Annotated in this window: 16 protein-coding genes; 8 read left to right on the top strand and 8 right to left on the bottom strand. The window is 40.7% G+C overall.

Going from position 1 to position 12012, the window contains the following annotated elements; all coding sequences use genetic code 11:
- The first annotated feature begins 46 nt into the window (after positions 1-46).
- The 6 genes from QWZ01_RS10780 (at position 47) to QWZ01_RS10755 (ending at position 4768) form a co-directional block, all read left to right on the top strand.
- The gene (locus QWZ01_RS10780; protein WP_290323326.1) at positions 47-565 is read left to right on the top strand and encodes a hypothetical protein; all 519 of its coding nucleotides are present in this window, start codon (positions 47-49) and stop codon (positions 563-565) included.
- A 165-nt stretch (positions 566-730) separates the two neighbouring features.
- Positions 731-1471 (top strand): SDR family oxidoreductase, encoded by a 741-nt coding sequence (locus tag QWZ01_RS10775; RefSeq protein ID WP_290323325.1) that lies wholly within the window; start codon positions 731-733, stop codon positions 1469-1471.
- A 10-nt stretch (positions 1472-1481) separates the two neighbouring features.
- On the top strand, positions 1482-1982 hold the full coding sequence (locus QWZ01_RS10770) for a DinB family protein (protein ID WP_290323324.1): 501 nt from the start codon (positions 1482-1484) through the stop codon (positions 1980-1982).
- 197 nt (positions 1983-2179) lie between these two features.
- Entirely contained in the window at positions 2180-2980 is an 801-nt protein-coding gene (locus QWZ01_RS10765; protein ID WP_290323323.1) for an alpha/beta fold hydrolase, read from the top strand.
- A 100-nt stretch (positions 2981-3080) separates the two neighbouring features.
- The gene (locus QWZ01_RS10760; protein WP_290323322.1) at positions 3081-3668 is read left to right on the top strand and encodes a Crp/Fnr family transcriptional regulator; all 588 of its coding nucleotides are present in this window, start codon (positions 3081-3083) and stop codon (positions 3666-3668) included.
- Between the two features lie 680 nt (positions 3669-4348).
- Complete coding sequence (locus QWZ01_RS10755; RefSeq protein ID WP_290323321.1) at positions 4349-4768, top strand: OsmC family protein; 420 nt, start codon at positions 4349-4351, stop codon at positions 4766-4768.
- A gap of 127 nt (positions 4769-4895) precedes the next feature.
- On the opposite strand, the gene QWZ01_RS10750 is transcribed toward QWZ01_RS10755, so the two are convergent.
- From QWZ01_RS10750 to QWZ01_RS10725, 6 genes are all read right to left on the bottom strand, one after another.
- Complete coding sequence (locus QWZ01_RS10750) at positions 4896-5285, bottom strand: nuclear transport factor 2 family protein (protein WP_290323320.1); 390 nt, start codon at positions 5283-5285, stop codon at positions 4896-4898.
- Between the two features lie 44 nt (positions 5286-5329).
- Entirely contained in the window at positions 5330-5701 is a 372-nt protein-coding gene (locus QWZ01_RS10745) for a hypothetical protein (protein ID WP_290323319.1), read from the bottom strand.
- Between the two features lie 218 nt (positions 5702-5919).
- Complete coding sequence (locus QWZ01_RS10740) at positions 5920-6798, bottom strand: NmrA family NAD(P)-binding protein (protein WP_290323318.1); 879 nt, start codon at positions 6796-6798, stop codon at positions 5920-5922.
- 102 nt (positions 6799-6900) lie between these two features.
- Positions 6901-7767 carry an NmrA family NAD(P)-binding protein gene (locus QWZ01_RS10735; RefSeq protein ID WP_290323317.1) on the bottom strand — a complete coding sequence of 289 codons (867 nt, stop codon included), beginning with the start codon at positions 7765-7767 and terminating at the stop codon, positions 6901-6903.
- 270 nt (positions 7768-8037) lie between these two features.
- Complete coding sequence (locus QWZ01_RS10730) at positions 8038-8430, bottom strand: hypothetical protein (RefSeq protein ID WP_290323316.1); 393 nt, start codon at positions 8428-8430, stop codon at positions 8038-8040.
- Positions 8431-8535: 105 nt separating this feature from the next.
- On the bottom strand, positions 8536-8922 hold the full coding sequence (locus QWZ01_RS10725; protein WP_290323315.1) for a hypothetical protein: 387 nt from the start codon (positions 8920-8922) through the stop codon (positions 8536-8538).
- 355 nt (positions 8923-9277) lie between these two features.
- On the opposite strand from QWZ01_RS10725, the gene QWZ01_RS10720 reads away from it, so the two are divergent.
- Complete coding sequence (locus QWZ01_RS10720) at positions 9278-9694, top strand: winged helix-turn-helix transcriptional regulator (protein ID WP_290323314.1); 417 nt, start codon at positions 9278-9280, stop codon at positions 9692-9694.
- A 42-nt stretch (positions 9695-9736) separates the two neighbouring features.
- On the opposite strand, the gene QWZ01_RS10715 is transcribed toward QWZ01_RS10720, so the two are convergent.
- Both QWZ01_RS10715 and QWZ01_RS10710 read right to left on the bottom strand, forming a co-directional pair.
- Entirely contained in the window at positions 9737-10210 is a 474-nt protein-coding gene (locus tag QWZ01_RS10715; RefSeq protein WP_290323313.1) for a DUF302 domain-containing protein, read from the bottom strand.
- Positions 10211-10415: 205 nt separating this feature from the next.
- Complete coding sequence (locus QWZ01_RS10710) at positions 10416-10952, bottom strand: carboxymuconolactone decarboxylase family protein (RefSeq protein WP_290323312.1); 537 nt, start codon at positions 10950-10952, stop codon at positions 10416-10418.
- A gap of 453 nt (positions 10953-11405) precedes the next feature.
- On the opposite strand from QWZ01_RS10710, the gene QWZ01_RS10705 reads away from it, so the two are divergent.
- Positions 11406-11993 (top strand): RNA polymerase sigma-70 factor, encoded by a 588-nt coding sequence (locus tag QWZ01_RS10705; RefSeq protein ID WP_290323311.1) that lies wholly within the window; start codon positions 11406-11408, stop codon positions 11991-11993.
- The last annotated feature ends 19 nt before the right edge of the window (positions 11994-12012 follow it).

The following is a 12012-nucleotide window of genomic DNA, read 5'->3' as shown; positions in this document are numbered from 1 at the left end:
TATACCCAGCTTAGTTAACCACAGTCAAATTTAAAACTGAGAAATCATGCCAAATCACCTTTCAGTACCCGGTATTGTCCACACAGTAATCAGCGTTATCGCAGTCGTCGTCGCACTTTATTCTTTCGCTCGTTTCGGAAAACTTAACCCTGAAAATAAAACCGGGAAGTGGTATATCGGCCTCACCTTGTTAGCCTGTTTTTCGTCGTTCCTGGTGATGAAAACCGGCCATCTCAGTAGTGCTCACGGACTTTCCGTTTTGGTATTGACGATATTGCCTTTGGGCGTTTACACAAAAAAAATAAGAATTTTTGGTAATAAAGCTGAATACGTTCAGCTTATACTGATGTCGGCCACATTGTTTTTTTCTTTGATACCAGCTATTGTTGAAACCTTAACCCGGCTGCCAGTCAGCCAGCCAATCGCTTCAAGCGATCAGTCTCCTGAAATCAAAACCGGATTGTTGATCCTCGTGAGTCTGTACACGGTAGGGGTTAGCTACCAGATATGGAGGCTGCATTCCATTCGTCAAATGCGCAACATATATAACAAACTTCATATATAAAGAGACTATTCATTGATGAGTGTTTAGTGGACAGGGGAAAAGCGCTGCCTGCCTATCCGGCAGCGTTTTTATGCTCATTCCGGAACGGCTTATCCGGTGAAAGATTGGAAAGCTGATTGGACTTTTTTGAAAGCGTGTTGGTTCAATTTTTAAATTTATATAAACATGGACATAAAAGACAAAACTGTACTGATAACCGGCGGAGGCTCCGGAATCGGATTCGAGATTGCAAAGTTGTTGAGTGAGGCGGGGAACGCTGTAATCATTACTGGCCGAAACGAGCGAAAGCTTCGGGACGCGGCTGCAAAACTATCTGGAATCGATATTTTTCCGGCAGATCTAAAAAACGACACCGATGTTTCAGCGCTGGCCGCTTACATTAGTCAAAATCATCCCCGACTGGACATATTGATCAATAATGCGGGCGAGATGCTTACCTATGATCTGGCAACAGATCCGGGAATTTATCAAAATGCGAATTCAGAAATGCGAACGAATTTTATCGCTACACTGCATTTGACCGAAAGTCTGTTACCTCTTTTAAAAACCAGGCCCGAAGCAGCCATTGTTAATGTTACGTCTATTCTTGCCCTGGCACCCGTTAGTGCTGTATCAACCTATTCAGCAAGTAAGGCTGCATTACGCTCATTTACGCAATCATTAAGGCATTCGCTTTCCCAATCAACTGCTATAAAGGTATTTGAACTGTTGCCGCCATTGGTTAATACCGAATTGTCCAAAGATTTTGGCGGGCAAAATGGGATACACCCTCAGGAGGTCGCAACAGCGCTGCTGGATGGAATGACAGGGGATCGTTTTGAAATTCATGTAGGGGATACCCAGGGGTTTTACAATGGTTTCTTTCCGGCCGCAGATGCCGCATTTAAAATGTTAAACAATAATTAACCGGAGTGCTTTGAAAAGGGAACTGATCTCGCAATACCGTGCTGCTTTAAGTATGCTCAGGAATGTTGTGGTAAGCTGCCCTGAAATACTTTGGGATAACACTGACAATGATATAGCTTTTTGGCAATTAGTTTACCATACGCTTTATTTCACCGATCTGTATCTGGCCGATAATGCGCACCGTTTTGTCCGCTGGTCCAGGCACCGGCAGGATTATCAGAAACTGGGCAGATTGCCGGCGGACAGGACGAAATTGACCCAACCGATTTACACTAAAAACGATTTGCTGGGTTATATAAGCGAAATAGATCAGCTGTTAATACATCAGGTCAAAGAAGAAGGCTTTAAAGGGCCGTCGGGCTTTGAATGGCTGGTCATGAATAAACTGGAATCGCATTTGTACAATATCCGGCATTTGCAGCATCACACCGGCCAACTAATTGAGCGCCTTCATCAATTTGGTGTTCACGGAATTCCCTGGATAATCCAATTTACAGACGGTGAGGATTAAGGCAGTTTGAACCTTTTTCAATCGCAGGTGGCAAAAGTGTAATCGACTAGATTGTTTACTGTTTTTCTTTTGTTTAATTATTTGATTATTAATTTATTATAATTTGATATGCGATATTAACCTGGGTTAAGATTATCCAGACAAACCCATGGTAAGTTTGCACTGTCAAAATTCTTTGGCACTTAAATATAAAAAAAATGAAAACCATTATCTTAACATTGGCTATAGCTTTATTAGGCATTACCACCTTTGCGCAAACAAATAAACAATCGAAAAAAACGCATCAAACCATTGTGATCGTGCCCGGAGCATGGTCGGATCCTTCGGCGTGGGCCTTTGTAGAACCACTTTTGAAAGCAAAGGGATTCGACGTTATTACTGTTAATCTTCCGGGACATGGAAAGGACAGCACATCCTTTGCAAATATTAGTTTACAATCTTATGTCGACGCTGTGAAAACTGCTATCGGCGAGAAAGACAATATCATATTAGTGGGCCATAGCATGGCTGGTATCATCATTAGCCAGGTTGCTGAAGATATGCCGGGGCAAATAAAAAAGCTGGTATATGTGGCCGCTTTTCTTCCTAAAACCGGAGAAAGTCTGTTGACGCTGGCACAGACTGATGCTGACGCGCACGTAGGCAAGTATTTACAGATCAACAAAGAAACAGGTTCAGCCGACATCGCAAAAAATGGCATTATTGATGCCTTTGCAGCAGACGCTCCTCAACCTGTTCAGGAGATCGTTGTCGCCAGCGTTAAAGCCGAGCCTCTGGCACCTTTAGCAACTCCTGTTAATTTGACAGATGCGCGTTTCGGATCTGTTGTGAAAATTTATATACACACGCTGAATGACCACACCGTAAGTTACAAACTGCAGCAGAAAATGGTGGCTGCTACCAATGTGAAAAAGGAATATTCATTAAACAGCAGCCATACGCCGTTCCTTTCTATGCCTGATAAATTAGCTGAAATAATAAGTAAAGAAGCTAAATAACCTGTTGTTTTGTGTTTTTATATGTTGTTGCATAACTCACCGAATATTTTTCGGTGAGTTTTTGTTTTTAATCAGCTAATTTTACGATCCTTAACAGGATATGAAAGAATACGACTTACTTCAACAAGCTTTGTTTGAGCTTGCAGGAATTGATCACTTGGCTTTTGATCTATCCAAACCTTACTGGAAGTTTAAAACCTATAAAAAAGGAGAGTTTTACAACGAATATCAAAACGTTTGCAAACACCTGGGCTTTGTCATCGACGGCGTTTTCCGTATTTACAGGGCAGACGAAAAGACGGGGGAAGAAAAGAATATGCTTTTTTATTCTAACGGTCAGTTCGTCGCCTCCTATAAGAGCTTTTTAAACCAAACGGCCTGCGACTATTACACGTCGTCCATGAATAATTCTAAAATTCTGTACATTCACATAGATCACCTGCAGGCACTTTACCGGCAATCCCATAGCTGGGAGCGATTCGGAAGGATAATAGCAGAAATAGCATACCATCAGGTGATAAGCAATACGGAAGGGTTTCTGTTCAAGACCGCGGAAGAACGTTACATCGAATTGATGAAACAGCATCCTGATATCTTTAACTCGGTCCCGCTGTACCATATCGCGTCTTACCTGGGTATCCAGGCACCTTCTTTAAGCCGGATAAGAAAAAGAGTAGTAGGCAGGTGAAAGAGGGTATCTAAAATGGCATGACCAAGGATGAGTTGTCTTGTTATACCACAGGGAAATATATGCCCTGGCCGTACTAATTTGATCATTTTTAATCAGCTTGCATTTTTTTATATAATTGTTGAATTGTCATCAATATTTCAGATGAGGACAATTTATCTGCGATGCTGATCGGTAGGAGATAGCTTGCACTTCCCCGTTCGATAAAATTATATTCAGGCAGCTCAATCTATCTATTTTATGTTTGCAAGAGACCGCGTGGTAGCTGATTTAATGAGATCTAACCTACCTTTAGTTGTGGTTCATATTTTTCAAAAATTTATGTATAACTAAATGTAAAACTAAGGCAGCTGCTGCACCTGAAGAATTCGTTGATTCATGATATATCGCCAGATATATGAGGTGGTATCTGTCTAAATTGCTTAAAATCAATTAATTAATAATTGGTATCGTTATCGTGAGAATAAATCCAGGTGCTCATTAATTAACGCAATGTGAGCTCCTGCGATTCAGGCCTTTAATTGAAATGTCTGAAAGGTATATATATGAAAGGAGAATAATCCGATTCTTTGAGAAACCAGGCCTTATACAATCAAATGATTGTGGCGAGATATTCAAAACAACATTAATCAGAAAAAAACGAACATATACTATTAATAAAATAAAAATTGAAGAAAATTATGAAACGCACAGCGAACGCGCATTGGAACGGTACCTTACAGGAAGGTGTCGGTGAAATTTCTACCCAAAGTACGGTATTGAACAAAACACAATATTCTTTTAAAACCCGTTTTGCGGATGGCATAGGCACAAATCCGGAGGAGTTGGTAGCAGCGGCCCACGCAGGTTGTTTTACCATGGCGGTTAGCGCAGCATTGACCCAGGGAGGATATACGCCAGGTGATCTGACAACGGATGCAATACTTACGCTGGATATGCAATCGTTGACCATAACAGAAATTATCCTGGAATTGAAGGCTACAGCAATACAGGGGATAAACGAAGAACAATTTAAGGAAATTGCTGAGGATGCCAAAGCAAATTGCATTGTTTCCAAGGCGTTGAGTGTGCCGATTTTTTTAAATGTTATCTATGCCTGAGATACATTGACGAGTAAAGCCCGCAGCGTATGACTGCAGGCTTTACTCTATGTTTATTGATTAATGGTGTGGGGCAAGTATAAAATGGGCCGTTGTGACAAAGATCAGTATTTCCCATCATCCGCCTTTAAGCCGATGTACGCTTTTTGATCTCTTCTGTTACTTTGCCCAATAGCGTGGCGGCCATCCCGGCAGGTCTTAGAAAAATATCAACATGATCAACCAGGTCGTTTTCATCAACATGTACCTGGTCAATAAATTGCACAGGCGTGCCTTCAATGGATCCCTCCAGTAGAATCGCGTGCCAATTATCGGATCCCTGGTAACTGCGCACAAATTTAAAGCCATCTACAGCAGCTGCTACTGCGCTTAACATCATGGAGTTTTTTCCTTTGCCTTCGTTGGGCTGGTTGGCACCCGGAGGCAGTAATTTAATTTCCGGGCTTAATGTAGCCGCGATATTTTCGAAATCGCCGGCCGCGATGGCGGCGGCATAATTATTTACAATGTTTGACATGAGTTGGGAGATTAATGTTTTAAAATGACTGAAGAGCGTCGTGTTTATTTATCTTGTTGATTGAGCAATAGACGAAGCGGGCTTAACGGGCCGATAGGTATAAGCTGAAATTCCATCATGCCCACCTGCCCAAATGGCAAGGCTTCCAATATTTCGTGAGCTTCGGCTACGGTGGTCACATTCAAAATAAATACGGGTCCTGATGCATCAGGTTTAACAAACATGTTTTCAATGATGCCTTTTAAATATAAATTAAGCGTGGCGGGTACTTCTTTAAGTAACACCGGAAATCTGTCGGGTATCGGCATACCTTTAGCGGTTAGTGTTCCGATCGCCAGTACTTTTGTAGCCGCGATTGTTAAGTCTATTGGAGCAGGGACGGATCCGGTACCTGCGTTGTTTTCTTCTTGATTCATGGTTTTTAAATTTTAGATGGTTTTAGTGAATTAACCGGGGATAGCGTAATCCTTGGACTTTTCCATCCCCGGTATCAAATTATGATAAGCTGACCGTACTTACACAACTATAACGCCGTTTTGTAATTTATTGATAGTTAGTTTGTTGTGTTAGTTGTTTATTGATTTATTTACTTTATATCAGAAAACAACAGATTAACTACGATACCATGCTTGTTTTATTGAAACATTCCGATGTTATTTCTTACGAAATCCGCAATTGCCAATGGCTTCCTGCCAGATAGTTCCTCTACATTGTTATTCATTCCTTCAAATTCACCTGTGCGGAACATATGACCAATGGCCACAATATGTTGAATGGTATAGGGGGTATTGAATGGAGAATCACTGGCACCGATGATTTCACCAAGAGCTTCCGGTTCAACCGGGATAAATGCTATATCTTTTTGCAATACATCTGAAATTATGGTGGCAATCTGCTGGCCGGTTAATTCTTCGGGACCATATATCCTGTATGTTTTTCCTGCGTGGCCCTCAGGTTTAGCTAAAATAGCCGCGCCCACCCGGCCAATATCCTCACTATTGATCGCGCCGTAGCGAGCTTCGCCAAATGGAGATATGAACCGGTTGTTCTCTTTGATCTCCTGTGCGAAATAAGCCAGCCATTCCATAAATAATGTTGGTTGCAGATGGGTTACAGGAACGCCTGAGCGATCCAATAACCGTTCAGCGATCCAATGGTCCTGGGCTGACTTGCTGGGTACATTTCGGGTTGATGTTCTTTGTGAAATATTTACAACCAGCTCCAATTTTTCTTCAAGTGCCGCCTGAGCGAAATAGGAGGTAGCCTGTATCAAACCTGCCTGAACGGGATATACGAAAAATGCTCGGTTAACCCCCTTCATGGCGGCACTCACAGAATTAAAATCATTCATATCACCGATCACAACTTCTACCCCCTGGGCGCTTAAGGCTGCAGAACGGTCATCGAGCTTCCTCACCATTGCTCTTACGGGTATTTGAAGTTCCAAAAGACTTTTTATCGCGTTACTTCCGGAAGGACCTGTTCCTCCGGTTACCAAAACTTTAGTTTCCATAATTTTATTTTTTTTGTAGTATTAACTTTTATCTGAATAATAACTGCAGTAACCGCGGTATTTATTTCCGGGCGAGGCAGTCCTGATACATTGTTGGTTTGTTTAGAATAATGCTATGTTTTTGTTGATGAAATCAGCAACTGATAATGGTTTTGTTCCTGTAAGTTTTTCCACATTATCTGTCATTCCCCTGAATTCTCCCGATTGGAACATTTTTGCAGCAGCCACGATATGCCTGGTCTGATAATCCGGAGCGCCGAATGATTTTAGAATTTCTCCGAAGGCGTCTGGCTCAATAGGCGCATAGCTGATTTCTCTTTTTAAAATGGTCGATAAGGTTTCTACGATTTCTTGTCCGGTCACTTCACTAGGTCCATAAATATTATAAGTTTTCCCGGCATGCCCTTCCGGATTTGCCAGAATCGCTGCAGCGGATCTGCCGATGTCCTCGCTGTTGATCATTCCATACCGGGCCTCCCCGAATGGAGATATGAACCGGTTATTTTCTTTAATCTCCTGTGCAAAATAAATTAACCACTCCATGAATAAGGTTGGCTGTAAATGGGTAACCGGAATACCTGCGTGGTCCAGCAGGCGTTCGGCCAGCCAATGGTCCTGTGCCGAGTGGCTGATCGCATCCCTGACGGCAGTTCTTTGTGAAATATTTACAATGTGTTGGACATTTTCTTCCACGGCGGCCTGAATTAAATAGGCAGTGGCCTGTACCAGACCTTCTGCAACCGGATAAACGAATAAGACACTGCTTATACCTTTCATAGCCTGGCTTACCGAATTGAAATTGGTCATATCGCCTACCACAACTTCCGCACCCAAATTGCTCAGTTCGGCAGAACGATCATCTAATTTGCGCACCATTGCTCTTACAGGCACGTTAAGTTCCAGAAGCCGTTTGGTTGCATTGCTTCCTGATGGTCCTGCGGCTCCGGTTATTAATACTTTAGTTTCCATGATTTCTCTTTTTTAGTTTTTTGATATTTTGATTTTTAATTCTGCAACTGGTTGCGAATAATTACACTACAAAGGTAAATAGTTAATTGTAAAATGCAACTAGTTTTAAAATAAAACTTGATTGTTTTTTAAAAACAGACATTTAGATGACTTTTCCTAAGGCGGATCTGTATCAGGCATTTGATCTGCCTATGTAACAGCTTTAGTATTTAACTAATAAAAATTCGGCAATTTTTTATGGAGCCTGAAAATGCTTGATGGTCCTGAGCATTAGGTGCGTTTTTTTCTCCGTTCTGTTTCTGCAGTAACCTTTTCGAGTAAAATTGGTCCATATGAGGCAGGACGCATAAAAATATCAACCTGATCAATCAGGTAATTTTTGTCAATATGTATATGGTCAATGATCTGGATCGATATGTCGTCGATTGTTCCTTCGAATAAAATTGCCGACCATGCTGTATTCGTCATATACGTTCGCACAAACCTAAGGTCGTTTATCACGGTAGCCGCAGTACTCAGCATAGTTGATATTTGTTCTTTCCCTTCATGGGATGCGTTTGATCCCGGCGCTTTTACTTTAATGGAAGTACTGAAAGTGCCGGCGATAAGCCTGGCGTCACCGGCAACGATTGCGGAAGCGTATTTTTCAAGAATTTTAAACATGATTGATGAATTTATTTTTGAAAGAAATTATATGACGTTACCGGATATGCATGCCTCGTTATTTATACTAATGAATCTGAGTTTCTTTGAGGATTAATACTATAGCTAATTTTCGCTGACAGCAACAGCGTCTAAAAGCAGGCGAAGAGGACTTGGCGGGCCAAGCGCAATAAGCCCAAATTCCATCATGTCCAATGCAACAAAAGGAAGTCTTTCCAGGAGATTATTCGCATCCGGGATATTATCTACATTCATCAGAAAGACTACGCCTGGTTTGTCCGTAATAGCAAACCAGTTTTCGATCTTTCCCTCCAGATACAGCAACACAGTGGCCGGCACTTCTTTTAGCACCACCGTCCACCAATCTGCTGATGTTCTCCCTTTTTCTGTTAAATAGCCTATTGCAAGCACTTTGGTGGCAGTATTTGGAGCTTCTGCCAATCTGAAGATATTTTCATAGCCGGCTGATAAGCTGTACTTTTCATTGTTCATGATTTGTCCTTTTGCATATCGAATTATTCACGCTGTCAAATGATAAGGCGCAATGATGGAGCCATTTTGTATTTGTTTGATATATAGATATATATCTATATTTTGATTTGCATATCTTACTTTATTTCGGAAAAAAACTTTTTTTATACGGATGGTTGTTGAATGTGGACTGATGGATATTTTGCCTGGGATCGCAGCGGTTCATTGAGCTGGTTACTGTCAACAGCAAATACTCACTTAATAATTGTATTCCTTTTGTCGTTTTTTTTAACACAGGCAGGTATTTAAAATTTAATTTAGAAATTTGCAACCAGTTTTTATTTGAAATTAGATAAGAAGGGGAGGTAAATAAGAAATGATGAATTACAGATCCTTTAATCCCATCAACCTGGTGGTTGAAATCGTTGGGGATAAGTGGACGTTGTTGATACTCAGAGATATTATACTTGAAAATAAGCGTTACTTTGGTGAATTTCGCGAATCGGAGGAGAGGATATCTTCAAATATATTAGCTGATCGCCTGGTTACGCTCGAAAAACATGGCTTGATATCCAAAACTGTTGATTTGCTTACAAAGCAAAAGGTGCTTTATAGCCTTACCGAAAAGGGTATCGATTTATTGCCGCTGTTGATTGAGTTTATAACCTGGAGTTTAAAATATCAGCCGGTGGACTTAGTAAGATATAAACCCGCGGCTGACCTGATTGAGGCTGATATTCAAACTCGCGACAACATGCGGGAACTTTTAATCAAGCGGCATCTGACTGGATGATTTTATTTTTGTTGTGGCGCCTAGTGAAATCAATATGGAAGTTTAGTTAAGCGATAAGTCAGCGAAATCGATCAGGCTTTGAAACCTCCTGTCAAAGGTTCTTCCCGTTTCACCGGACTCGTCTACAAAGGTGTCAAAAAATACCGACGGTTGAATATATTCTAAAATAACTTCCTGCTGCTCACTTTCATAAATAAGAAAATCCATCGGGGCATACAGGGCAGCACCGGGATCCTTAAGCGATTTTAAGGCTGGTAACACCGGTCCATCGGTGGCATCCCGAATTTTGATCTGCATGCTGTAAAGTTTAAAGCGAAGTCCGGTTGAAGCATGCTGAACTAAAGTTAATTTGATGCGCCCGACTCTGTCCTCGCCATTTTCACGGGCCAATCGCTCCAATTCGGTTTCGGGTGACACGGACTCCAGAAAATGGTCAGCTGCCTTTTCAAAACGACTTGTGAAACTATCAAAGGTAGACTCAATCCTTCTTGTAACTCGGTTGATATTCACTTCCATAAGGTCTTTTGTTAACTATGTGATTGTAGTTGCTGCTTCATTAATTGCCGCTAATTCGGGCGCCTGTTTTACTTCATGTTTTCTTTCCATCGTTGAATTTGAATCACTTCATATTAGGTTCTGACACCGTTATTTCATCATTGGCCTGGTATCATATTGCAAGCATACTAAAGATAATAAATAGGAAGATGAATTTTCAGATGATTCAGATTTCTTTTGCCAGTGGGAAATCAATAGGTATGTCTGTCATTCTATAGGCATAATTGGTAAAGCTCATTACCATGACCAGCGCGAGCAGATCCATGATAGCTACTTCTGTATAGCCTAAATGATAAAACTCTTCCAATAACTCCTCTTTCACCTGACCTTTATGATCAAGGATACTTTTTATCACCCGATAAATGACTAGCCATTTATTTTCGGGATAGGTGCCTTTTCTCAACATTAACGTATCCTCTTCTGTCCATTTATTCCTGATGGCCGATTGCGTATGCGAGGCAAGGCAGTAATGGCAGCCATTCAGCTGCGACACGATCAGAAATATAGCTTCCCGGTCTTTTCCATGAAAAGTTCCTTTATTCTGTTCTGCCGTAAAGCGCGTATAAGAATTCAACGCGTTTGCCGAATAGCCGATCGTAGCATAAAGGTTTGGGACAAACCCCAGGATGACTCTAAAGGCTTCGTAGGTTTCATGTAAAGCGGCCGGTTCCTGTTCATACTTTGGTACTTCAAAATGTGCCATTTGAGTCTGTTTATAAAATAATTAAAAATTAGGTTATGGGTATTTAATCTATGTCTATTTTGATGCCGGTTTGTACTTGCTTTATAATCAATAGGATATTGTTTTTATGCGGCTTTTCTTTTACGGAATATCGTAAATTGTCAACATTGCTACGAAATGGTTCAGGCGTGATTGGTAATTATGGTTTTACTTACCAAAACAATATTGAAACTAATCTGCTCGGATAATTGACTCTTAAAGCGGATACAAAGTTCCCTTATTTTGCAAAATATATCAAATCAAATGTCTTTTTGTTATTGGTAACTTGCTTTGGAAAAAAAATATCATTTTGTTAATTTATTTTACAAAACAAGATGTACTTTGCAATAGAATATAAGCAACTGTTGCGAAAATCCTTTTAAACTGTCGAATAGTTTAAAATTATCGCTTTCTGGTTATTAAATTGCTGGCAAAGTGAAGCAAAAGGTATCTAAATATAATAAACTTTCAGATGTGGACCTGCTGCTTCTACTAAAAGATGGAGATAGATATGCTTTTACTGAAATTTATAATCGTTACAGTGGCTTACTGTACGTCTACGCCTTCAAACTAACATCAAGTGGAGATATCAGTAAGGATATGGTACAGGAATTGTTTATTTCGCTATGGGATAAACGTACATCCACAAATTTCAAAAGCTCACTTTCTGCATATCTGTATACAGCGATTCGGTACAAATTTTTAAAAGAGATTGCCAGGCAAAAGGTTAAAGAAGGATATGCCGAACAATTTCTCAACCATATGGTGGAAGGTACTGATTCAACAGAAGTGTATCTGGAAGAAAAGGAACTTTTCAGGACTGTTGAGCGTCTTGTTTCTTTTCTGCCACCAAAAATGGCCCGCGCATTCGTAATGCATAAGTTAGAATTCAGTTCCTATGAAGAAATAGCGGAGGAATTAAATATCTCTGTCAAAACAGTGCAAAATCTAATCAGCCAGGCGACAACTCTTCTTCGCCCTAAATTGGGTTTTTCAATGCTCTCCTTTCTTTTTTTATGTTAAAACAGTTGCCAGTGTTCGT

This window comes from Mucilaginibacter aquaedulcis, assembly GCF_030409325.1.
GTDB lineage: Bacteria > Bacteroidota > Bacteroidia > Sphingobacteriales > Sphingobacteriaceae > Mucilaginibacter > Mucilaginibacter aquaedulcis.
This window is presented reverse-complemented; position numbering and strand designations above follow the sequence as displayed.